Origin of the sequence: Brevundimonas sp. SPF441, from assembly GCF_009661015.1 — a bacterium.
Classification (GTDB): domain Bacteria; phylum Pseudomonadota; class Alphaproteobacteria; order Caulobacterales; family Caulobacteraceae; genus Brevundimonas; species Brevundimonas vesicularis.
In genome coordinates, this window is the sequence record NZ_WJWX01000015.1 from 15,698 (window position 1) to 38,537 (window position 22,840).

Here is a 22,840-nt window from a genome sequence, read left to right on the forward strand (position 1 = left end):
GAAAGAAAGATGTCAGACATCGGTCGTATTCCAGTCGCGGCCGGTGCGGGCCATCAGCATGTCGGCGCTGTCGGGACCCCAGGTTCCGGCGACGTAGTCGTCGGGCTTCAGGTCGGATTCGGCCCAGGCCTCGGACACCTCGTCCACCCATTTCCAGGCCTGCTCGGCCTCGTCGCGTCGCACGAACAGGGTCGAATCTCCCGCCATCGCGTCCAGCAGCAGACGCTCATAGGCGATGCGGCGACGCGGCGGGGCGGCGGATTTGCCGTCCACACCCCACGACAAGCTCATCTTGATCGGCTGCAACTGCATGCGCTGATCCAGGCCTGGCCGCTTGTTCATCACCGTCAGAGAGATGTCTTCCTCGGGCTGCAACTCGATGATCATGCGGTTGGCCTGAACCTCGCCGCGGTCGTCGCGGTCGAAGATCGAGTGCGGCACCGGCTTGAACTGGATGACGATCTCGGTGCGCTTCTCGGGCAGGCGCTTGCCGGTCCGCATGAAGAAGGGCACGCCGGCCCAGCGCCAGTTGTCGATGTCGGCGCGGACGGCGACGAAGGTCTCGGTGTCGGACGGCTGGCCGCGTTCCTCGTCATAGCCCTTGGCCGGCTTGCCCTCCGAGACGCCCGCCACATACTGGCCGCGCACGGTGACGCGCTCGACCTCGTCCACCGTGACGGGACGCAGGGACCGCAGCACCTTGACCTTCTCGTTGCGCACCGAGTCGGGGTCCAGGTCGCTGGGCGGCTCCATCGCCACCAGACACAGCAGCTGCAGCATGTGGTTCTGCAGCATGTCGCGCAGGGCGCCGTATTCGTCATAGTAGGGCCAGCGATCGCCGACCCCCACCGTCTCGCCGATCGTGATCTGCACGTGATCGATAGACAGGTTGTTCCACAGCGGCTCGAAGATCGTGTTGCCGAACCGCAGAGCGATCAGGTTCTGGACTGTCTCCTTCCCCAAATAGTGGTCGATGCGGAAGACCTGGTTCTCGCTGAAGGCGTGGGCCACGGCGTCGTCGATTTCGAGGAAGGACTTCAGATCGCGCCCGACCGGCTTTTCCAGCACGATGCGGCAGTTCTTTTCGGCCAGACCCGCCGCCTTCATCGCCGTGACAATGCGGGCATAGAGCGAGGGGGAAACGGCCAGGAAGGAGGTGACCTCGCCGTCGCCGACCTTGTCCTTCAGCGGCTTCAGGCTTTCGGGCGAGGTGGCGTCGACCGCCAGATAGTCCAAGCGGGCCTTCATCCGCGACCAGCTGGCTTCGTCCCAGACCTTGTCCGCCTCGGCGCGCGCCTTCACCGCCTCGTGCACCTTGGCGATATAGTCGTCGGCGCTCTCTTCAGAACGCGCGGCGCCAATGATCTTCAGCCCTTCAGGTAGCAGGCCGTCGTGTTCGAGGAAATACAGCGACGGCAGAAGCATGCGCATCGCCAGATCGCCGCCGCCGCCAAACAGAATGAGAGCCGCCATGTCTTGTCCCTCGATGATCCCATGTGTCGGGACGCACGCCTTTACGGTCTAGCCGCTGTCTTTGGCCGCTTCCGCTCGCGAGGCCAACACGTCCAGCACGTCCTGAAACACCATGTTACGGGCATGGAGAAGAACGAGCAGGTGGTAGATCAAATCCGCAGCCTCGCTGGCGAGTTCCTCGTCCGGGCCGGCGACGCCGGCCAGAGCGGTCTCCACGCCCTCCTCACCGACCTTCTGGGCGATGCGTTTAGGGCCCTGTGCGATCAGTCGGGCGGTCCAGCTTTCGGACGGATCGGCGGCGGCACGTTCGGCGATGGTTCGCTCCAGCCGGGCGATCCGACCCAAGCCCGGCGCGTCGGCCTCTCCGAAACAGCTCGTCCGGTTCAGGTGGCAGGCATTTCCGACCGGCCTGACGCCCAAAACGATGGCGTCGGCGTCGCAGTCGGCCGTGATGGAGACGACGTAAAGCCGGTCGCCCGAGGTCTCGCCCTTCCTCCACCGCCCGCCGCGCGAGCGCGAGAAGAAGGTGGCCTCGCCGGATGCGATCGTCTCGTCCAGCGCAGCGCGATCCATATAGGCCAGGGTCAGGACCTGCAGCGTGGCGGCGTCCTGCACCACGACGGGGACCAGGCCGTCGCCCTTGGCGAAGTCGATGGTGTTCGGGTCGATCACAGTCTCATCTCCAGGCCTTCGTCGGCCAGGTATTGTTTCAGGTCCGGAATGGCGATGGCGCCGGTGTGGAAGACGCTGGCGGCCAGGGCGCCGGAGACGTTGGCCTGCTCGAACACAGCCTTGAAATGCTCGGGCGCGCCAGCGCCGCCCGAGGCGATCAGGGGGATGGTCAGACGTGCCCGCGCGGCGGACAGTTGCTCGATGTCATAGCCGCGCCGAACGCCGTCCTGATCGATGCAGTTCAGCACGATCTCTCCGGCGCCCAGGCTCTGCGCCTCGTCCAGCCAGTCCAGGGTGCGTTTGCCGGCATGACGGCGTGCATCGGGGTCGCCGGTATATTTGTGCACCACCCAATCGCCGTCTTCGAACCGGCTGTCGACGCCGACGACGACGCATTGGCTGCCCAGCCGCGCCGCCATGTCGGCGATCAGTTCGGGCCGTTCCAAGGCGGGAGAGTTGATCGAGACCTTGTCCGCCCCGTGGTCCAGGCAGCGCGCCGCCTGCTCCACGGTGCGAATACCGCCGGCGACGCAGAAAGGAATGTCCAGCAGTCGGGCGATGTCCTTGATCCAGCCGTAGTCCAGCGTCCGCCCCTCGGGACTGGCGGTGATGTCGTAGAAGACCAGTTCGTCGGCGCCTGCGTCGCGATAGCGGGCGGCCAGCACCGCCGCGTCGCCCATGTCCGTATGGCCGACGAATTTCACGCCCTTGACCACCCGGCCGTCCTTCACGTCCAGGCAGGGGATGATGCGCCGCGCCGTCACGACCGTTTGGCCGTCGCGATCGCCTCGGGCAGGGTGAAGCAGTTCTCGTAGAGCGCGCGCCCGACGATGGCCCCGTGACAGCCCAGCGCCTTGACCGCGGCGATATCGTCCAGCGAGGAAACGCCGCCCGAGGCCTGCAGCACCAGATCCGGCCGACGGCTGCGGATCTCGGCCAGCAGGTCCAGGTTCGGCCCGGTCAGGGCGCCGTCGCGACCGACATCGGTCACCAGCAGGTGTTTGGCCGTTCCCTTGGGATACCGATCCAGAGCCTCCCAGAGCGTCATGCCCGAGGACTGGGTCCAACCCTTCAGTGCAGGCACCGGCACGCCGTCCTCGATCTTGACGTCCAGGGCCAGGGTGATGCGCTCGACGCCGAAGGTTTCCAGCCAGGTCGCCACCGCCTCAGGCTGGGTCACGGCCAGCGATCCGACCACGACGCGCGACACGCCGGCGTCCAGCAGCTTTTTCACATCGTCGGCGCTGCGCACGCCGCCGCCCGACTGAACCTTGACGTCTATGGCTTGGGTCAGTTCACCGATCAGGGCGTGCTGGCGCGCCTCGCCCGCCTCGGCTCCGTCCAGGTCGACGATGTGGATCCACTCCGCGCCCTCGGCCGCAAAGGTCGTCAGGCGGGCGGCCGGCTGCTGGTCGTAATGCGTCACCTGGGCGAAGTCGCCGTGCATCAGGCGCACGCAGACGCCGTCCTTCAGGTCGATGGCGGGGTAGATCAGCATGACAGGCCCAGGAAGTTCTTGAGGATGGTCGCCCCGGCCTCGGCCGAGCGTTCGGGGTGGAACTGGCAGCCCCAGCGGTTGGCGGATCGAACCACAGCCGGAACGACGCCGCCATAGTCGGCGCGCGCCAGGGTCGCCGGTCCGTCGGGACAGACGAAGCCGTGGACGAAATAGGCATAGGCGCCTTCGGCGACGCCCTGCAGCAAGGGGTCGTCGCGGTCGCGCGTCAACCGGCTCCAGCCCATGTGCGGCACCGGCAGATCGCCCGCAGGCCTTAGCCGGGTCACCGCGCCGGGAATGAGACCCAGCAGATCGACGCCGTCGCCCTCGTCGCTCGATCCGAACAGCAGTTGCTGACCCAGGCAGACACCCAGCAGGGGGCGCGGGAAGGCGCGGATCGGCGCGATCAGACCCAGGTCCGACAGGCGCTTCATGGCGTACCCGGCCGCGCCTACGCCAGGCAGGATCACCCGTTCAGCCTCGGCGATGACGGCGGGATCATCGGTGAGGCGCACGATCGCGCCCAGCCGCTCCAGCGCGAACTGGACCGAGGCGACATTGCCGGCGCCGTAGGCGATGACGGCGACCTCGGTCACAGAACACCTTTGGTGGACGGCACGGCGTCGCCCTCGACGCGGATGGCCTGGCGCAAGGCGCGGCCGAACGCCTTATAGACGGCTTCGGTCTTGTGATGGTCGTCCTGGCCCGTGACCTTGATGTGGACGGCCGCGCCCATGGCCTCGGCCAGCGACCGGAAGACGTGGGCGGTCAGGTCGGTGCGGTAGTCGCCGATGAAGGGCGTCTCGAACGCTCCCTCGAACAGCGGATAGGGGCGGCCGGACAGGTCGATGGAGACCGTCGCATTGGCCTCGTCCATCGGCAGGACGAAGCCGTAGCGGGCGATGCCCTTGCGCTCGCCCAACGCCTGTTTCAACGCCTGGCCAAGAGCGATGGCGCTGTCCTCGATCGTGTGGTGCGGATCGGTGTGCAGGTCGCCTTCGCATTGCAGACGCAGGGAGAAGCCGCCGTGGGCCGCGATCTGCTCCAACATGTGATCGAAGAAGCCGACGCCGGTCTCGATCTTCACCGGACCGGGCGCATCCAGATCGACGGCACAGACGATGCGCGTTTCCTTGGTGTCGCGCACGGCCTGACCAACGCGGGCGGGCCGGCGCTTGGCCGGCGTCAGGCCGAAGGCGGCGAGCAGCCGGTCGTTGACCTCGGACTTGATCGAGATCGGCAGTCGCAGACGCTCGCCGGACAGATCGGCCTCGACGCCATAAGACTTCAGACCGGCCAGGGCGGCGGCAGGCTCTTCGGGGCGCGCCATGATGATGGGACCAACGCCCGGTTCGACCGGCATCTGGCGACCCAGCTCGCGCACGACCCGTTCGCGCTCGCGCCGGACCGAGGCGATCCGCTCGGCGGTCTCGATCATCCGGGACGGATCGAGCGCCTGCATCGCCAGCCGCACCAGCGGTTCGGGCAGGGCATAGGGTTCCAACACCGACGCCAGACGCGTCAGGGTCTGGGCTTGGCCGATCGCCGCGCCGACGCGGGCGCCGGCTAGACCATAGGCCAGGGACAGGCTGCGCAGCACGACCAGGTTCGGCTGATCGGCGACGACGGTCACGGCCGAGACGCTGTCGGAGAACTCGATCAGCCCCTCGTCCACCACCAGCAGGGCGGGGGCGACGCGGGCGGCCATTTCGGCGACGGCTTCGGGCGAGCCCAGGGCGCGGATGACGACGATACTTGCTTCCGGGGCGGGTTCGCCCTTGGCCGGATAGATGGCGGCGAGACTGTCATAGGGTTCGGCCTTCGGGGCCTCGACCGATCCGCCGTCGCGGGCGGCGAGGCGATAGGCCAGTTCCAGCCCGTGGGTCAGGCCGCGCACCGGCAGCACCTGTTCGGCGGGCACGCCATAGACCGCTGCCATGCGGACGGCGAGGGTTGAGGCGTCGTCGGGATAGCGATCCAGACCTTCGCCGCTGGAAACCAGCGGCGGATAGGGAGCGGGCAGCGTCATCCTTCAGCCCTCAGATCGGCGGCGCGGGCGTGGGCTTCCAGGCCCTCCATCCGGGCCAGGCGGGCGGCAATAGGGGCCAGCTGACGGGCGCCCGCCTCGGTCACCAGTTGGACCGACATAGTGGTCATAAAGCTGGCGGTGGTGACGCCGCCCAGGGTGCGGGCGCCGCCGTCGGTCGGCAGGACGTGGCTGGGACCGGCGGCATAGTCACCCAGCGTCTCGGCGGCGAACCGGCCGACGAAGACGGCCCCGGCGGCCTTGATCGAATCGACCAGCGGCTCGGGATCGTCGATCTGGATCGCCAGGTGTTCGGGGCCATAGAGGTTGGCGACTTCTGCGGCGGCGTCGAGGTCGCGCACCAGGATGGCGCGGGCTTCGTTCAGAGAGGCGCGGGCGATGGCTTCGCGGGGCAGGGTTGCGACCTGAACCTCCACCTCGCTCAGGATGTAGTCGATGGTGGCGCGGCTGGTGGAGACCAGCAGAACCTGCGCATCCGCATCGTGCTCGGCCTGGCTGAGCAGGTCGGCGGCGGCGATCTCGGGCGCGGCGTCGCGATCGACGATGACCATCAACTCCGACGGGCCGGCCGGCATGTCGACGGCGGGACCGCCTGGCAGGGCGGAGGCCTGCTTCTTGGCCTCGGCCACATAGGCGTTGCCGGGTCCGAACAGCTTGTCACAGGCCGGAATGACCCCGTCTTCCAGTTCGACGCCGAAGGTCAAGGCGGCGATGGCCTGGGCGCCGCCCATCAGCCAGATGGCGTCCAGTTCCGCCTCTGCGGCGGCCAGGATCATGGCGGGGTGGATGCCGCCGTCCTTGTTCGGCGGCGTCACGGCGATGCGCTGCACTACGCCCGCGACGCCGGCCGGAATGGCCAGCATCAGCAGCGACGAAAACAGCGGCGCGGTGCCGCCCGGAATATAGAGGCCGGCCGAGGCGATGGGGCGCCAGGCCAGTTTGGACCGCACGCCAGGCGTCGTCTCGACGAAGGGTGTGTCCTCGGGCCGGGTCGCCTGGTGGAAAACGCGCACATTGTCGGACGCCATGCGCAGGGCGCGCACGTCGCCGGGCGGCAGGGCGTTGCGCGCCTCGGCCACAGTCTCGGGCGTGATGGCGATGCGACGGGGCGGCGCCTTGTCCAGCTTCAAGCACCAGTCGGTTACGGCCGCGCCGCCGCGCTGGCGAACGTCGTCCAGGATGGTGCGCACGACCTCGGTCACGTCGCCGGCGGTGCGTTGGGCCGGGCGGGCGAGGGCGGCCGTCTTGCCGGCGGCGTCAAGGGAAGACCAGTCGATGCGTTTCATCACATCATCTTCTCGATCGGGAGAACTAGAATGGCCGAGGCGCCGGCGGCCTTCAGTTTCTCAAGCGTCTCCCAGAAGACGGCCTCCTGACAGACGGCGTGGACGGCGACCGCATCGTCGCGACCCATCAGGGGCATGACAGTGGGCGAGCCGGCGCCGGGCAGGATGGCGGTGATCTCGTCCAGGGCCGAGCGCGGGGCGTTCAGCATGACGTATTTGGCGCCTTGCGATGAGACGACGCCCGCCATCCGCTCAATGACGCTGTCCAGCAGCTGCTGCAGCGCGGGCTCGGGCGCGACGGGCGACTGGATCAGCACCGCCTGGCTTTCCAGAACCGTATCCTTGGCCCCCAGGCCGTTGGCCTCCAGCGTCGCGCCGGTCGAGACCAGGTCGCAGATGGCGGCGGCCAGTTTCAGCCGGGGTGCGACCTCGACGGCGCCGCGCATCACGACGATGTCGGCCTTGACCCCGCGTTCGTCGAGGAAGCGGCGCAGAATTTTGGGATAGGAGGTGGCGATGCGCAGACCGTCCAGCGAGGCCGGACCGTCATAGGCCAGGGTCGGAGGCGTGGCGATCTTCAGCGTGCAGCGACCGAATCCCAGCGGCATGACGATCGAGGCGTTCGGCCCGCCGTTGCGGCCTTCCTCCAGCACGTTCTCGCCGACGATGCCGAGGTCGCAGACACCGTCCGCCACGAAGGTGGGAATGTCGTCGTCGCGGACGCGCAGCAGGTCGATCGGATAGTTCTCGACCCGGTATAGCAGGTCGTTGTGACCCTTGACCCATTTCAGGCCCGCGTCGCGGATCAGGTCGAGGCTGCGGTCGGCCAGACGGCCGGATTTCTGGACGGCGATGCGAAGCCGGCCCTGCACGGTGCTCATGTTCGGATACTCAGTTCTTGTTCTTCAGGCGGTCCAGGGCGAGGCGATAGCCCTGATGCGGCATGTCTTTTAGATAGCGGGCGACGCGGACGACGGTGGTGGGGCTGGCATGGGCCTCGGCGGCGATCTCGCGATAGGATTTGCCGCCGGCGTCGAGCAGGCGCGCGACCTGCCAGCGCTCGGAGAAGGCGCGCAGTTCCGCAGGCGTGCAAAGATCGGCCAGAAAGGCGTCGATCTCGGCGCGCGTCTGCATCGACAGCAAGGCGTCATGCAGGTCGTCACGGGCGGGCTGGGTCGTCATGTGCGTTCCACTATGCTGTAACGATGGAACGGTCAAGGGGGGAGGAGACAGATCGTGCGTGGCGCACTATCTGCGTCTTTATGACCAAGGTTCTCATCATCGGCGCGGGACACGCTGGCGGCTCCGTCGCGGCGTTCCTGCGGCAGTATGGGCATGAAGGCCCCATCGTGCTGGTGGGCGAGGAGGATGCGCCGCCGTATCAGCGGCCGCCGCTGTCCAAGGCCTGGCTGAAGGGAGAGGCGGATCTGGAGGCGCTGCTGCTGCGGCCTCTGAGCTTCTACGCCGAGCAGAACATCGACTTCCGACCCTCGATGGTCGCCGTGTCGGTGGATCCGGCAGCGAAGACGGTCGTCTTTGAGGACGGGTCGTCGGAGACCTACGACATCCTTGTGCTGGCGACCGGTTCGATGGCGCGCAAGCTGCCGGTTCCGGGCGGGGACCATCCCGATCTGCTGGAACTCCGCACGATGAAGGACGCCGAGCGACTGAAGGCGGTCCTCGGGCCCGGCAAGCGTCTGGCGGTCGTCGGCGGCGGCTATGTGGGGCTGGAAGCGGCGGCGTCGGCGCGGGCCCTGGGCGCCGAGGCGGTGGTGATCGAGCGCGCGCCGCGCGTGCTGGCGCGGGTGGCGTCCGAGACCCTGTCGGCCTTCTTCACGGCACAGCACCGGGTGCACGGCGTCGAAATCCTGACCGACGCGGAGGTGGTCGCCGTGGCCCGCGACGGCGTGAGCCTGGCCGACGGATCGGTGGTGTCGGCGGATGCGGTGTTGGTGGGGGTCGGCGCCCTGGCGTGCGACGTCCTGGCGAGATCGGCCGGCCTGACCTGCGGCGACGGCGTGGTGGTGGACGCCGAGGCGCGCACCAGCGACCCGGCGATCTTCGCCATCGGCGACATGACGCGACGACCGATTCCGGTCCACGGCGGCGTGCATCATCGGCTGGAAAGCGTGCCCAACGCCCTGGAGCAGGCCAAACAGGCGGCCGCCGCCATCGTCGGGCGGGCCGGACCCACGCCCGAAGTGCCGTGGTTCTGGTCGGACCAGTATGACGTCAAGCTGCAGATCGCCGGACTGCCGTTCGACGCCGACCGACAGGTGGTGCGTGGCGACCCGACGGCGTCGGGCTTTGCCGTCTTCCATCTGAACGGCGACCGCATCGTCTGCGTCGAGGCCGTCAACGCTCCGCCCGAGTTCATGGCCGGCAAGCAGTTGATCGCCAAGGCGACGCCTGTGGACGTGGACAAGCTGGCCGATCCGGCGGTGTCGATGAAGGCGGTGGCCGTCGGATAAGGCGTCGCCGCAGTGCAACAAAACTGTTGCGCTTTACGTTCGTGACCATTCAAGCTGCGACTTCAACGCGGCGGGGGCGGATGACGAGAGCTTTCGACGAAATGAATGGCGGCGGATCGGGTGCGATCCGCGACAGCTACAAGACGCTGGCGGCGTGGCTGGAAAACGCGCCGGCCGATCTGTTGCAGGCGCGCTCGCGCCAGGCGGAGCTGTTCTTCCGCCGCATGGGCGTGACCTTCGCCGTCTATGGCGACGAGGAATCCAACGAGCGGCTGATCCCGTTCGACGTGGTGCCGCGCATCATCGGCGCGGACGAATGGGGCGGTCTGGAAAAGGGGCTGAAGCAGCGGGTCACCGCCATCAACGCCTTCCTCAAAGACATCTATGGGCCGCAGGACTGCATCAAGGCGGGCATTGTCCCGGCCGATCTGATCCTGACCAATCCGCATTATCGGCCGGAGATGCAGGGCCGTCGTCCACCGGGCGACGTCTGGTGTCATATCTCGGGCGTGGATCTGGTGCGCACGGGCGAGGACGGCTTCTACGTACTCGAAGATAACTGCCGCACGCCGTCGGGGGTCTCCTACATGCTGGAGAACCGCGAGATGATGATGCGGCTGTTCCCCGACCTGTTCGCGGAACACGCCGTACGTCCCGTCGAGATCTACACCGACATGCTGCTGCGCTCCTTGCAGGCGTCCGCGCCGGCAGGGGCGGGGGCGGATCCGACCATCGTCGTGCTGACGCCCGGCCCCTTCAACTCGGCCTACTATGAGCACAGTTTCCTGGCCGACAAGCTGGGCGTCGAGCTGGTCCAGGGCACGGACCTGTTCGTCAATGACGACACGGTCTTCATGCGCACGACCGAAGGGCCCAAGCGCGTCGATGTCATCTATCGCCGCATCGATGACGACTTCCTCGATCCCCTGACCTTCATGCCCAACTCCACCATTGGGGTGCCGGGGCTGATGTCGGCCTATTTCGCTGGACGGGTGACCCTGGCCAATGCGGTCGGGACGGGCGTGGCCGACGACAAGGCCGTCTATACCTACATGCCCGAGATCATCCGCTTCTTCACGGGCGAGGATGCGATCCTGCAGAACGTGCCGACCTGGCGCTGTCGCGAGCCGGACGCCCTGAAAGAAGTACTGGATAAGCTGCCGGAACTGGTGGTCAAGGAAGTCGGCGGATCGGGCGGCTACGGCATGCTGGTCGGGCCGACCTCGACCAAGGCCGAGATCGAGGATTTCCGCGCCAAGCTGATCGCCGATCCCGACGACTTCATCGCCCAGCCGACGCTGAGCCTGTCGACGGCTCCGACGCTGAATGGCGGCGCCCTGTCGCCCCGCCACGTCGATCTTAGGCCCTTCGTGCTGTCCAGCCCGGCCGGCGTGCGCGTCGCGCCCGGCGGCTTGACGCGGGTGGCGCTGAAGGAAGGGTCGCTGGTGGTGAACTCCAGCCAGGGCGGCGGAACCAAGGACACCTGGGTGCTGGACAACTGATGCTTTCACGCACCGCAGACAGCCTCTATTGGACCGGCCGCTATATGGAGCGGGCGGACTTCCTCGCCCGAATTCTGGAGGCGGCGATCCGTCTCGCCGCCCTGCCGGCGAAAGATCAGGCCGCCGTCACCGCCTGGGCGGGGGCCATCGCCTCGTCGGGGGTCAAGGCCGGCTTTGACGCGACCGGCCGGACCGTGTCGGAAAAGTCCGTGCGGGAATATCTGGCCTTCGGCTTCGACAATCCGACCTCGATAAAGGCCTGCATCACCAAGGCGCGGACCAATGCGCGCTCGGTGCGCACCGCCCTGACCATCGAACTGTGGGAGGCGATCAACGGCGCCTGGAACGGTCTGAACGAGCTGGGCGAACCGACCAAGCGCGACGACTTCACCAACTTCCTCGACTTCGTGAAATCGACGTCCCTGGCGGTTGAGGGCGCGTCGTCGCGGACCATGCTGCGCAACGACGCCTACTGGTTCCTGCGACTGGGCATGGCGATCGAACGGGCCGACAACACGGCGCGTCTGCTGGACGTGAAATATCACCTGCTTCTGCCACCCGGCGAACGGGTCGGGGGGCAACTGGACTACTTCCAGTGGACGACCCTGCTGCGCGAGGTTTCGGCCCTGACCGCCTATCGCTGGGTCTACCGCGAAAGCGTGCGGCCGTGGCTGGTTGCGGACCTGTTGGTGCTGAACCGCCAGATGCCGCGTTCGCTGGCCTCGTGTCAGGGCATGATCGTCAGCTATCTGGAGAAGCTGGCCACCGATTACGGGCGACGCGGCCCGGCGCAACGGCTGGCCTCCAATCGCCTCAGCCAGTTCAACGAGGCCAAGATCGAAGACATCTTCCAGTCCGGCCTGCACGAATACATTCAGGGCTTCCTGAACGAGAACAACGCCTTGGCCGCGGCCGTCCACGAACAGTATCTGGTCTGACCATGCGGATCCGGATCGATCACTCCACCCGCTACGCCTACGCCCGGCCCGCGCGCTTCATCGTCCAGATGCTGCGCCTGACGCCCAAGTCGTGTGAGAGCCAGCAGGTCCGCGACTGGCGGATCGAAACCGATGTGGACGCCCGGCTGCGGCGCAGCGAGGACGCGTTCGGCAACATCGTTCACAGCCTCTACACCGAGCGGCCGACCGACGCCCTGACCATCCGCGTCACCGGCGAGGTCTCGACCGTCGAGACGGGCGGCGTCGTGAAAGGGCAGGCCGAACGCCTGTCGCCCATCGTCTATCTGCGCGACACCCCGATGACCAAGGCCGACGCCGGCATCATCGATTTCGCCCGCTCCATTCCCGAGGGCGCGACGCTGGGCCGGATGCATCAGTTGATGGGCGCGCTGAAGGACACGGTGGCGTTCGAGGTCGGCTCGACCTCCGCCTCCCACACCGCCGCCGAGGCCTTTGCTCAGAAGCGCGGCGTCTGTCAGGACCATTCGCAAATCTTCATCTCAGCCGCGCGCCTGCTGGGCGTGCCGGCTCGCTATGTCTCGGGCCATCTCAGCCGTCAGGACGGACGCCACGATCAGGACGCCGCCCATGCCTGGGCCGAGGCCTGGGTCGAGAACCTGGGCTGGGTCGGGTTCGATCCGGCCAACGGTATCTGCCCGACCGAACACTATGTCCGGGTCGCGGTCGGCCTGGACGCGCGCGGCGCCACCCCGATCCGGGGCACGAGCTATGGCGGCGGCCAGGAGCAACTGACCGTCGCCCTGAATGTGCGGCCGGTGCAACAGAGCCAGCAACAACTGCAATCCAGTGGATGGCCCCGATAGGCATGACGCGCGAATCTGTTAGCGTCTGGGGATTCGCAACGCGGGGAGCGAATAGAGCGAAGTGACCTATTGCGTAGGCATGCTGGTGGACGACGGGTTGGCGATGATCGCCGACACGCGCACCAATGCGGGCGTGGACAACATCTCGTCCTATCGCAAACTGCACATCTACAAGTCGCCGGGCGAGCGGATACTGGCGGTCGCGACGGCAGGCAATCTGTCGGTCACCCAGACGGCGCTGGCCATGGTCGCAGCTGGGGTCAAACTGCCGGATTCCACCGAGCTTGAAACGCTCCAGACCGCCCCGACCCTGTTCCGCGCCGCCCAGCTTCTGGGCCATGCGATGGCCAGCGTGCGCGCCAGCATCAATACGCCGCCGACGCCGACCGCCGACGGGCTGAACGTCACCGCCTCCATGCTGCTGGGCGGTCAGATCGCTGGCGGCAAGATGGGGCTGTATCTGATCTACGGGCAGGGCAACTTCATCGAGTGCGGACCCGATACGCCCTATCTGCAGATCGGCGAGCTTAAATACGGCAAGCCCATTCTGGATCGCGCCCTGCACAGCTCCACCTCCCTGTCCGAGGCGGTGAAGCTGGGGCTGATCTCGTTCGATTCGACCATCCGCTCGAACATCGCCGTCGGCCCGCCGCTGGACCTGATCGTCATGCCGCGTGACCAGCTGACCGGCACGGCGCGGCGCATCGAGGCGGATGATCCCTATTTCCGTGATCTGGGCCGGCGTTGGTCCGAAGCCCTGGCCGCCGCCCACCGCGCCATGCCTGATCCGACCTGGCTGGATATCGACACGTCGGCGCCTCAGAGGAGCATAAGCGCCGTCGGCTAATTAAGATTGCGATTTGTTCGCAATTGTCTTGTGCCTTCCTGTGGGGCTGGTTATTGCGAGCGCATCGCAAAATCAGACCAAAAGGTCGCAAGACTATGTCCGAATCCCGCGCCGCCGCGCTCCGCTTGCTTCTCTTCGCCTCCAGCGCCGCCGGCATGCTGGTCGCCGCCCCCGCCATCGCCGCTGATGTGACCGCCGAGGACGGCGTGGTCGTCACGGCCGACCAGTCCCAGCCCGCCAATCTGGGCACGATCGACGTCAACGGTCGGTTCAAGAAGCCGGCCCCCGTCAGCCCCGAGTTCGTCGCGCCCCTGGTGGACACTCCGCGCGCCGTGACGGTCATCCCCCAGGCCATCATCGAACAGACCTCGGCCTCGTCCTTGCAGGACCTGCTGTCCAACTCACCCGGAATCACCTTCGGGGCAGGCGAGGGCGGTCAGCCGCTGGCCGATCGTCCCTTCATCCGGGGTCAATCGTCGGGCAACAACATCTTCGTGGACGGCATCCGCGACACGGGCGGGCAGCAGCGCGAGGTCTTCAACCTGGAGCAGGTTGAGGTCATCAAGGGGCCGGACGCCGTCTATTCGGGACGCGGCTCGGGCGGCGGCAGCATCAATCTGGCCTCCAAATCGCCCAAGCTGAACGCCTTCACCAATGTCAGCGCGGGCGCGGGCACCGACGGCTATCTGCGCGGCACGGTTGACGCGAACCTGCCGCTGGGCGAGACCGCCGCCCTGCGCATCAACCTGATGGGCGCCCAGGGCGACGTCCCGGGTCGCGACGCCGTGGACTACGATAAATGGGGTGCGGCCATCAGCCTGGGCGCCGGTCTGGGCACGCCGTCGTCGATGGTCTTCAGCTACTATCATCTGACCAGCGACCAGATGCCAGACTACGGCATTCCGCTGTTCACCAAGATCCAGTCGCGCACGACCGACAGCGGCGTTCTGGATGTGCCCTATGACAGCTTCTATGGGCTGAAAGCGCGCGACTACCTGACCAATGAGGTCGATGCGTTCACCTTTAAGGCCGAGCATCGCCTCAACGATTTCGCCACGATCCGCAACGTCAGCCGCTATTCGCAGACGCTGAATGACTACATCGTCACCAACCCCGGCGACGGCGGCTATGTCGGACGGGCGGCGGACGGCACCTACTGGATGAAGCGGGGCACCAAGACCCGTTGGAACCCGGTCACCACCCTGGCCAATGTGACCGATGTCTTCGGGCAGTTCGCCACCGGTTCGATCAAGCACAGCTATGACGTCGGCGTGGAGCTGTCGCGCGAGCACAACAAGAACGCCTCCTATTCGACCTACACCACTTCGGGCTCGGCCTGTCCGACGGGTCTGACCACGGTGTCGGGAACGTATCCGACTGCGACCAGTACCCTGGGCGCCGGCGACTGCACCCCGGTCTATAATCCCAACCCCGACGACGCCTGGACCGGCGTGATCAACCGCGGCCCGACCAGTTCGAACACGACCGAGGCCATCGGAGTTTATGCGAACGACAGCATCACCCTGACCGAGCGACTGATCCTGAACCTGGGCGTTCGCTGGGACCAGTATTCGGTCAAGGGCGTGAATGCCGTTTTGGGTTCGCCTTCGTCCACGGCTGGCGTCTGGAATGTCACGGGCTATACGGCCGTTCCGGAACAGACCTGGGAGTTCACCAACTATCAGGTGGGTCTGGTGTTCAAGCCGACGCAGAACAGCAGCGTCTATGCCTCATGGTCCACCTCTTCGACGCCGCCGACCATTTCGGCGGGCGATCAGAACGCCTCGGGCGGCACGGGCACGGTCGATGGCGTCGCCAACACGGTTCTGGATCCGGAAGACATCGAAAGCTTCGAGATCGGCGCCAAGGCCAATGTCCTGAACGACCGTCTCGCCCTGTCGGCGGCCGCCTTCCATCTGACCCGCAAGAACGCGCTGATCCTGGTTGAGCCCAACATCTTCCGTCAGGAGGGCGAGGTCGAGGTCAACGGCTTCGAGCTTGGCGTGTCAGGCAGCATCACGCCGAAGTGGACCGTGTTCGGCGGCTATACCTACATGGACTCCGAACTGGTGAAGGGCGCCTGCACGGTCGATGCCACGGTGACGCCGCCTGTGTGCAGGCCCAGCGCCTTTGAAGGTGACCCGCTGGCCAATACGCCCAAGCACAGCGCCAGCCTGTTCACCACCTATCGCGTCCTGCCCCGGCTGACGGTCGGCGGCGGCGTCTACTACACGTCCAAATCTCTGGGCGGGAACCAGGGCGGCGCGGGCGGCGGGAGTAACCGCATCTATGCGCCCGAATGGACCCGCGTGGACGCCTTCGCCGCCTATGATCTGACGGATCGCGCGACACTTCAGCTGAACGTCAAGAATGCGACGGACGAAGAATACATCATGCGCACCAACGGCGTTCACCACGCCGATGTGGCCGCAGGTCGCCAAGCCATCCTGGCCCTGAACCGGCGCTTCTAAAGGCCGCTTCCCCGGCCTAGTCTGACGGCCCCGCGATCCCCCGCGGGGCCGTTTCGTCATTCAGCGAGAACGCTTGTGCTGCTGCAAATTCCGGAAGTCTTCTCCAAGGCCGAGGTCGCGGCTTTGCGCGCGCGGCTGGATGCCGGGCCGTGGACGGACGGCAACGCCACCTCGGGCCATCAATCGGCGACGGCGAAGAAGAACCTGCAACTGCCCGAAGAGTCGGATGTGGCGAAGGAGGTGTCGGCCCTGGTCGTCCAGGCGCTGAACGCCAATCCGATGTTTGTAGCGGCGGCCCTGCCGCACACGATCTTTCCGCCCCTGTTCAACCGCTACGAGGGCGGGGGCGAGTTCGGCCTGCACGTCGACAACGCCATCCGCCAGTCCCGCAACGGCGGGGCGATCCGCATTCGCAGCGATCTGTCGGCGACCTTATTCCTGTCCGAGCCCGAGGACTACGACGGCGGCGAACTGATCATCGAGGAGATGTACGGGTCGCAGGCGATCAAGCTGCCGGCTGGCGATCTGGTCCTCTATCCGTCCAAGAGCCTGCACCGGGTCACGCCCGTGACGCGCGGCGCGCGGGTTTCGTCCTTCATGTGGATGCAGAGCCTGGTCCGCGACGACGCCGATCGTGAAACCCTGTTCCGTCTGGACATCGCCACCCAGCGCGTGTCGTCCGAGAGGGGGCCCAAGGATCAGGCGGTGATCGAACTGACCGGCGTCTATCACAATCTGCTGCGGCGCTGGACCGAGCTCTGACGCACAAGGCGCCGCGACGCCGCTAAATGCTATTGCAACCCGTTCGCAACAATGGCACAGCGAGCCCGTGACCGAACTCGCCACACAGCGTCAGGCCGAAACCGCAGCCAAGGGGCCCAAACCCAAGGCGGCGCTGAACGGCGCACGGTCGTTCTGGCTGAAGCAGCTGCATAGCTGGCACTGGATTTCAGCGGCGGTCAGCCTCGTCGGCATGATCCTGTTCGCGGTCACCGGCATCACCCTGAACCACGCGGCCTCGATCCCCGGCGATCCGGTCACGGTCGAACAGACCGCGACCTTGCCGGCGCCCCTGCTGCAGCGGCTGGCGGGCTTCCCGCAGGAGACGACCGATCCTGTCCCCGACGCGGTCGCACGCTGGGCGTCCGAGGCGCTGAAGGTTGAGATCGCCGGCAAGCCGACCGAGACAACGGCGCAAGAGGTCTATGTCGCCCTGGCCATGCCTGGCGGCGACGGCTGGGTCACCATCGACCGTTCGACCGGCGAGACCCTGCACGAGAAGACGACGCGCGGTTGGATCGCCTACCTCAACGACCTGCACAAGGGCCGCAACGCCGGCGTGGTCTGGTTCTGGTTCATCGACGTCTTCGCGGCGGCCTGCGTCATCTTCGCCATCACGGGCCTGGGGCTGATGTTCCTGCACGCCAAGGGTCGACCCTCGACCTGGCCGCTGGCGGCGCTGGGCCTGCTGATCCCCGTCGTCATCGCCCTGATCTTCATTCACTGACGAGTTTTCCGATGCGCCTTCTTCCCGTCGTCATCACCACCGTCGGCCTGGCCGCCGCCGCTGCGCCCGCCATGGCCGCCGACCTGACGGTGTCGGTCGAGATTCCGCGTCTGAACACCGCCTCGTATCATCGCCCCTATGTCGCGGTGTGGATCGAAAAGCCGGACCAGTCGGCCGAACGCACCCTGGCCGTCTGGTATCAGCAGACCCGCAACAACGAAGGCGACGGCAAGGACTGGCTGAAGGATCTGCGCACCTGGTGGCGCAAGGGCGGTCGCGCCATGAGCCTGCCGGCCGACGGCGTATCCGGCGCCACGCGCGCGCCGGGCCGCCAGACCGTCACCGTGCCCGCCGCACGCCTGCGCAACCTTCAGCCCGGCCAGTACAACATCGTCGTCGAGGCGGCCCGCGAACTGGGCGGACGCGAGGTCGTGCGCGTGCCCTTCCGCTGGGGCGCGGCCAACACCGGCGCCGGAACCGGCTCCACCGAACTGGGCGCCGTGCGCGTCGCCGTCTCTCGCTGAGGATTGACCATGAAGAAGACGATCGCCCTGCTGACGCTGGCCGCAGCACTGGCCGCCCCCATGGCCGCCCAGGCCCACCGCGCCTGGCTGGCGCCCACCGCCACGACCCTGTCGGGCACGGACGCCTGGGTCGGGTTCGACGCGGGCATGTCGAACCAGGTGTTCAACCCCGATCACGCCGCCATGCGCCTGACCGGCCTGACCATCACCGCGCCGGACGGCTCGGCGGTCCAGCCCGAGAACGCCATGCAGGGCCGCTATCGCTCGACCTTCGACGCCCATCTGACCCAGAACGGCACCTACAAGATCGCCAACGTCATGAACGGCGTGATGGCCAGCTACACCATGAACGGCGAACAGAAGCGCTGGCGCGGCGCGGCCTCGGAATACCCGGCGGGCCTGCCCGAGGGCGCGACCAATGTTCAGGCGACCCGCACCGCCAGCCGCATCGAGACCTTCGTCACCCTGAACAATCCGACAGACACTGTCTTCAAGACGACCGGCGAAGGGCTTGAGCTGGTTCCCGTCACCCACCCGAACGATCTGGTGGTGGGCGAGCCCGCCACCTTCAAGCTGCTGAACAACGGCCAGCCGGCGGCTGACATCGACGTCACCGTGGCGCGCGGCGGTCTGCGTTACCGCGACAACCCCGAAGAATCGACGGTCAAGACCAACGCCGAGGGCGCCTTCACCATCACCTGGCCGGAAGCCGGCATGTATTGGTTGAACGCCTCGGTCCGCACCGAAGGCCAGGGTGAAACGCTGGGTTCCAACGCCAGCTATGTGGCGGCGATGGAAGTCCTGCCCTAAGCGAAGGGCCATGTCCGACATTCCCCCTTCGCGCGGTTCGCGCGCCGCCCCGCCCACGGTCAATATCGGCGACGCCGCCCCTCTGGGCGACCGCGTCGACAACCGCGTCCTCGTGCCCGCAATCGAAGGCGCGCCGCCTCGTCCGCCCAGCGATCTGATCCGTTCGCTGGGCGGCCAGACCATGGGCACGACCTGGAGCGCGCGCGTCATCGCTCCGCCAGGCGTGGGCGAGGCAGAGATCCGGTCTGCGATCGAAGAGGAACTGGCGACCGTCGTCGGCCTGTTCAGCCCGTGGGAGCCGTCCAGCGAAATCAGCCGCTTCAACACCGCGCCGGCCGGCGTCTGGGCGGTGTCCCAGCCGTTCTGGGATCTGCTGGATGCGGCGATGACCCTGGGCGACGAGACCAACGGCGCGGTCGATCCGACCCTGGGCGCCTTGGTCGATCTGTGGGGCTTCGGCCCGCCCGGACCGCGCTCGGCCTTGTTGCCCGTCCCGTCCGAAGACGAGATCGCCGCGGCTGCGACCGTGTCGGGCTGGCAGAAGCTGAGGCTGAACGGCGATGCGCGCGCGGTGATGCAGATGGGGGGGATGAGGCTGGACTTCTCCGGCATCGCCAAGGGTCATGCGGTGGACCGCGTGTCCGACCGCCTGATGGCCGTGGGCGCGACCTCCCACCTGATCGAGATCGGGGGCGAGTTGAAAGGGCGCGGCGTCAAGCCGGACGCCCAGCCGTGGTGGGTCGAGATCGAGCGGGTCGAGGGTTCGCCTGCGCCCCACACTGTGGCGGCCCTGTTCGATTTGGCCGTGGCGACCAGCGGCGACTATCGCCGCGCGTTCCGCCATGACGGGCGCCTGTATCCCCACACCATCGACGGATCGACCGGTCGGCCGGTCAGCAACAATCTGAGTTCGGTCACCGTCCTGCACGCCTCAGCCATGATGGCCGACGCCTACGCCACGGCCCTGACCGTTATGGGACCGTTCGACGGACCAGACTACGCCGAGGCCGTGGGTCTGATGGCCCATTTCGTCGAACGCACCGAGCGCGGGCCGGTCGAGCGGATGTCGCCGGCCTTCGCCGCCCTGCTTGACGACGACGGAGATCGTCCGGGGTGACAGCCGATCCGCAGCGCTGGCTGTGGGCGGTCGGGGCCTTGGCGCTTTGGCTGGCCCTGATCGCCGTCATTGTCTGGCGGGAGCGCAGAGCCAATGCGGCAGCCCGCGCGCAGTCTGATGCTCTGGCGGGCGCAGGCGAGGGACGGCCGGTGTTGATCGCCTTCGCCAGCCAGACGGGCTTCGCCGAGGAACTGGCGTGGATGACGGCGCGGTCTCTGGGCGATGGCGGCGTGGGCGCGCGGGTGCTGTCCTTCGCCGATCTGGATGTGCAGACGCTGATGTCGGCGGACCGGGCGCTGCTGATCGTCTCGACGACCGGCGAGGGTGATCCGCCCGACAGCGCCGCCCGGTTCGTGCGCAAGGTCATGGGTGAGGCGACGGACTTGTCGAAATTGCGCTTCGGTCTGCTGGCGTTGGGCGACCGCAGCTATGACCAGTTCTGCAGCTTCGGCCATGCGGTCGACGGCTGGCTGCGACGCGCCGGCGCCGAACCGCTGTTCGACATGGTCGAGGTCGACAACGGCGAGGCCGGCGCCCTTCGCCACTGGCAGCACCAGTTGAACCAGATCACGGGCAGCGTCACGGCTCCCGACTGGACTCCGCCCGCCTACGCCCCCTGGCGGCTGGTCGAACGCACCCTGGTCAATCCGGGCAGTCCCGGCGACGAGGCCTATCATCTGGCGTTCGAGGCCGTGGGCGCGACGTCCGACTGGTCGGCCGGCGACATCGCCGAGGTCGGCCTGCCTGAGCGTGATGGCGTCACGCCGGGTTCACGTGAATATTCCATCGCTTCCCTGCCGTCGGACGGCCGGGTCGAGTTCCTGATCCGACTGATGCGCCATCCTGACGGCGCGCCGGGCCTGGCCTCGGGCTGGCTGACGCAAGACCTGTCGCTCGGCGGCGAGATCGGGATGCGGCTGCGCACGAACCGCAGCTTCCACGGCCCGGCGGACGAGACGCCGATGATCCTGATCGGCAACGGCACGGGCATCGCCGGGCTGCGCGCGCACCTGAAGGCGCGCACCGACACGGGCGGGGCCTGGCTGCTGTTCGGTGAACGCACCCAGGCGCACGACGCCTTCTTCGATGCGGAGTTGCAGGCCTGGCTGGCGTCGGGCGTGCTGCGGCGGCTGGACCGGAGCTTCTCGCGCGATGCGGGCGACGGCCGATATGTGCAGGACCTGGTCGCGGCTGCAGCCGACGAACTGCGTGCCTGGGTCGCGCGCGGCGCGGCGATCTACGTCTGCGGCAGTCTGGAAGGCATGTCGCAAGGCGTGCATGCCGCGCTGGAAAGCGCGCTTGGCGCGGACGTGGTGCTGACCATGCTGGAAGACGGTCGCTATCGGCGCGACGTGTACTGAACCCCGTCTTTGCCGATGGGGGCTAGCGGCCTAGACGCCCCAACAATTCCGCCGCGAAGGTCGACAGAGTGTCGTCGCGCGCGCCCATGACGATGATCCGATCGCCCGGCTTGGCGATCTCGACGATCCGGTCGCCGCAGTCGGCGCGCGTCGCCAGCGCCTCGGCCTGACGGCCGGCGGCGCGGACGCCGGAGGCGATGTCTTCCGATCCCACGCTGCGGTCAGTGGTGCCGCCGTAATAGACCGGTTCGGGCATCAGCAGCACGTCGTCCTCGCGCATCAGGCCGGCGAAACCGTCGATGAACTCGGACTTCATCAGCTTCAGCGGCCCGAACCCATGCGGCTGAAACAGGATCAGCAGCCGGCCGTCGAAGGCGTGCAAAGTCTTCAGCGTGGCCGCGATCTTGTCCGGGTTGTGGGCGAAGTCGTCGATGACGGTGATGTCGCCCGCCGTTCCGACGACCTCCATCCGGCGCCGGATGCCGGCGAAGGTCTCCAGCGCCTTGACCGCCTCGGCCGTCGGCACGCCCAGCGCCCGGGTCGCGCCCAGCGCGGCCAGGGCGTTGGCGACATTGTGCGCGCCGGGCACGTTCAGGACGACGTCGTGTTCGCTCCAGCCCTCGATCAGGCGGAACCGCATGCCCGTCGGCAGGGGCTGAAGATCATGGGCGGACAGGTCGGCCTTCTCTTCGCCCAGGCCGAACGTGATCGCCTTGCCCGCTGGCAAGGTCTGGGCCAGGGCCGCCGTCTCGGGGTTGTCCAGGTTCAGCACGGCCGTCGTCGCCCGCGCGGTGAAGCCGCCGAACAGGTCGCGCAACTCCTCCATCGACTTGTGGTCCAGCGAGATGTTGGACACCACCGCCACCGTCGGATCGTAGCGGGCGATCGAGCCGTCGCTTTCATCCACCTCCGACACGAACACGTCTGGCCCGCCGATCAGGGCGCTGGCGAACGGATGGTCGGCGTCGGCGAAGTTCTTCATCACCGCCCCGTTCATGACGGTCGGCTCGCGGCCCGTCTGATGCAGGATCCAGGCGATCATGCCGGTAATGGTGGACTTGCCGCTGGTGCCCGCGACCCCGACCGAGGTCGGGGCGGCGTTGAAGAGTTCGCTGAGCAGTTCGGGCCGGGTCTTGATGGTTGCGCCGGCGCGCTTGGCTGCGCCGATGTCGGGCACCGTCTCCTCGATGGCGCCGGTGGCGATGACGGTCTGATCCGCGCGGGTCACGCCCGATCCGTCCTGGGGGTGCAGGGTCACGCCGTGGGCGCGCAACCAGTCGAACTTCTCGGGCGTGCGGCCCTGGTCCAGCGCCCGGTCCGACCCTTCGATCACGGCGCCGCGCGCCTGGACGATCATGGCCAGGGGCAGCATGCCCGACCCGCCGATGCCGCAGAAGAAATAGGAGGCGTCTTGGTTCATGCCCCCTTAGAACAGGGGATCGGGCCGGTCCGCCAGTAGGGGATCGCAAAA

At 67.3% G+C, this 22,840-nt stretch carries 22 protein-coding genes; 12 read left to right on the plus strand and 10 right to left on the minus strand.

Going from position 1 to position 22,840, the window contains the following annotated elements; translation table 11 throughout:
* Positions 1-12 precede the first annotated feature (12 nt).
* The 9 genes from zwf to GGC30_RS09920 are packed head-to-tail and all read right to left on the minus strand — an operon-like array spanning position 13 to position 8,158.
* Entirely contained in the window at positions 13-1,473 is a 1,461-nt protein-coding gene (gene zwf / locus GGC30_RS09880) for a glucose-6-phosphate dehydrogenase (RefSeq protein WP_153923724.1), read from the minus strand.
* 48 nt (positions 1,474-1,521) lie between these two features.
* The gene (gene hisIE / locus GGC30_RS09885) at positions 1,522-2,145 is read right to left on the minus strand and encodes a bifunctional phosphoribosyl-AMP cyclohydrolase/phosphoribosyl-ATP diphosphatase HisIE (RefSeq protein ID WP_017504400.1); all 624 of its coding nucleotides are present in this window, start codon (positions 2,143-2,145) and stop codon (positions 1,522-1,524) included.
* Positions 2,142-2,909 (minus strand): imidazole glycerol phosphate synthase subunit HisF, encoded by a 768-nt coding sequence (gene hisF / locus GGC30_RS09890; RefSeq protein WP_370451943.1) that lies wholly within the window; start codon positions 2,907-2,909, stop codon positions 2,142-2,144. The genes hisIE and hisF overlap by 4 nt, the downstream gene beginning before the upstream one ends.
* Positions 2,906-3,643 (minus strand): 1-(5-phosphoribosyl)-5-[(5-phosphoribosylamino)methylideneamino]imidazole-4-carboxamide isomerase, encoded by a 738-nt coding sequence (gene hisA / locus GGC30_RS09895; protein ID WP_153923726.1) that lies wholly within the window; start codon positions 3,641-3,643, stop codon positions 2,906-2,908. The genes hisF and hisA overlap by 4 nt, the downstream gene beginning before the upstream one ends.
* Positions 3,637-4,239, minus strand: a complete 603-nt coding sequence (gene hisH, locus GGC30_RS09900; protein WP_370451944.1) for an imidazole glycerol phosphate synthase subunit HisH — start codon at positions 4,237-4,239, stop codon at positions 3,637-3,639. The genes hisA and hisH overlap by 7 nt, the downstream gene beginning before the upstream one ends.
* Positions 4,236-5,672: an imidazoleglycerol-phosphate dehydratase HisB gene (gene hisB, locus GGC30_RS09905; protein ID WP_153923728.1), complete on the minus strand. Its 1,437-nt coding sequence runs from the start codon at positions 5,670-5,672 to the stop codon at positions 4,236-4,238. The genes hisH and hisB overlap by 4 nt, the downstream gene beginning before the upstream one ends.
* Positions 5,669-6,976, minus strand: a complete 1,308-nt coding sequence (gene hisD / locus GGC30_RS09910) for a histidinol dehydrogenase (RefSeq protein ID WP_153923730.1) — start codon at positions 6,974-6,976, stop codon at positions 5,669-5,671. The genes hisB and hisD overlap by 4 nt, the downstream gene beginning before the upstream one ends.
* Positions 6,976-7,857, minus strand: coding sequence for an ATP phosphoribosyltransferase (gene hisG / locus GGC30_RS09915; protein ID WP_055752833.1), 882 nt, complete (start codon positions 7,855-7,857; stop codon positions 6,976-6,978). Before hisG ends, hisD begins: the two co-directional genes overlap by 1 nt.
* A gap of 10 nt (positions 7,858-7,867) precedes the next feature.
* Positions 7,868-8,158, minus strand: coding sequence for a YerC/YecD family TrpR-related protein (locus GGC30_RS09920; RefSeq protein ID WP_153923732.1), 291 nt, complete (start codon positions 8,156-8,158; stop codon positions 7,868-7,870).
* Positions 8,159-8,238: 80 nt separating this feature from the next.
* Here GGC30_RS09920 and GGC30_RS09925 point away from each other — a divergent pair, with 80 nt between their 5' ends.
* From GGC30_RS09925 to GGC30_RS09980, 12 genes are all read left to right on the plus strand, one after another.
* Complete coding sequence (locus tag GGC30_RS09925; RefSeq protein WP_153923734.1) at positions 8,239-9,447, plus strand: NAD(P)/FAD-dependent oxidoreductase; 1,209 nt, start codon at positions 8,239-8,241, stop codon at positions 9,445-9,447.
* 80 nt (positions 9,448-9,527) lie between these two features.
* On the plus strand, positions 9,528-10,949 hold the full coding sequence (locus GGC30_RS09930) for a circularly permuted type 2 ATP-grasp protein (RefSeq protein WP_017504409.1): 1,422 nt from the start codon (positions 9,528-9,530) through the stop codon (positions 10,947-10,949).
* Positions 10,949-11,887 (plus strand): alpha-E domain-containing protein, encoded by a 939-nt coding sequence (locus GGC30_RS09935; RefSeq protein ID WP_039244207.1) that lies wholly within the window; start codon positions 10,949-10,951, stop codon positions 11,885-11,887. Before GGC30_RS09930 ends, GGC30_RS09935 begins: the two co-directional genes overlap by 1 nt.
* A 2-nt stretch (positions 11,888-11,889) precedes the next feature.
* A complete protein-coding gene (locus tag GGC30_RS09940) occupies positions 11,890-12,732 on the plus strand; it encodes a transglutaminase family protein (protein ID WP_066623881.1) in 843 nt (280 codons plus the stop codon).
* Between the two features lie 61 nt (positions 12,733-12,793).
* Positions 12,794-13,579, plus strand: a complete 786-nt coding sequence (locus GGC30_RS09945) for a hypothetical protein (protein WP_055752837.1) — start codon at positions 12,794-12,796, stop codon at positions 13,577-13,579.
* 95 nt (positions 13,580-13,674) lie between these two features.
* Positions 13,675-16,050 carry a TonB-dependent siderophore receptor gene (locus GGC30_RS09950; protein ID WP_153923736.1) on the plus strand — a complete coding sequence of 792 codons (2,376 nt, stop codon included), beginning with the start codon at positions 13,675-13,677 and terminating at the stop codon, positions 16,048-16,050.
* A 75-nt stretch (positions 16,051-16,125) separates the two neighbouring features.
* Entirely contained in the window at positions 16,126-16,812 is a 687-nt protein-coding gene (locus GGC30_RS09955; protein WP_370451945.1) for a Fe2+-dependent dioxygenase, read from the plus strand.
* A 67-nt stretch (positions 16,813-16,879) separates the two neighbouring features.
* On the plus strand, positions 16,880-17,557 hold the full coding sequence (locus GGC30_RS09960) for a PepSY-associated TM helix domain-containing protein (protein WP_370451946.1): 678 nt from the start codon (positions 16,880-16,882) through the stop codon (positions 17,555-17,557).
* An 11-nt stretch (positions 17,558-17,568) separates the two neighbouring features.
* Complete coding sequence (locus tag GGC30_RS09965; RefSeq protein WP_055752840.1) at positions 17,569-18,081, plus strand: DUF2271 domain-containing protein; 513 nt, start codon at positions 17,569-17,571, stop codon at positions 18,079-18,081.
* A gap of 9 nt (positions 18,082-18,090) precedes the next feature.
* Positions 18,091-18,891 carry a DUF4198 domain-containing protein gene (locus GGC30_RS09970; RefSeq protein WP_153923740.1) on the plus strand — a complete coding sequence of 267 codons (801 nt, stop codon included), beginning with the start codon at positions 18,091-18,093 and terminating at the stop codon, positions 18,889-18,891.
* Between the two features lie 10 nt (positions 18,892-18,901).
* Positions 18,902-20,008: an FAD:protein FMN transferase gene (locus tag GGC30_RS09975; RefSeq protein ID WP_153923742.1), complete on the plus strand. Its 1,107-nt coding sequence runs from the start codon at positions 18,902-18,904 to the stop codon at positions 20,006-20,008.
* Positions 20,005-21,369: a sulfite reductase subunit alpha gene (locus GGC30_RS09980; RefSeq protein ID WP_370451947.1), complete on the plus strand. Its 1,365-nt coding sequence runs from the start codon at positions 20,005-20,007 to the stop codon at positions 21,367-21,369. The genes GGC30_RS09975 and GGC30_RS09980 overlap by 4 nt, the downstream gene beginning before the upstream one ends.
* Before the next feature lie 22 nt (positions 21,370-21,391).
* Here the strand turns inward: GGC30_RS09980 and murC are convergent, their stop codons facing one another.
* Positions 21,392-22,789 carry a UDP-N-acetylmuramate--L-alanine ligase gene (murC, locus tag GGC30_RS09985; RefSeq protein ID WP_153923744.1) on the minus strand — a complete coding sequence of 466 codons (1,398 nt, stop codon included), beginning with the start codon at positions 22,787-22,789 and terminating at the stop codon, positions 21,392-21,394.
* Positions 22,790-22,840 lie beyond the last annotated feature (51 nt).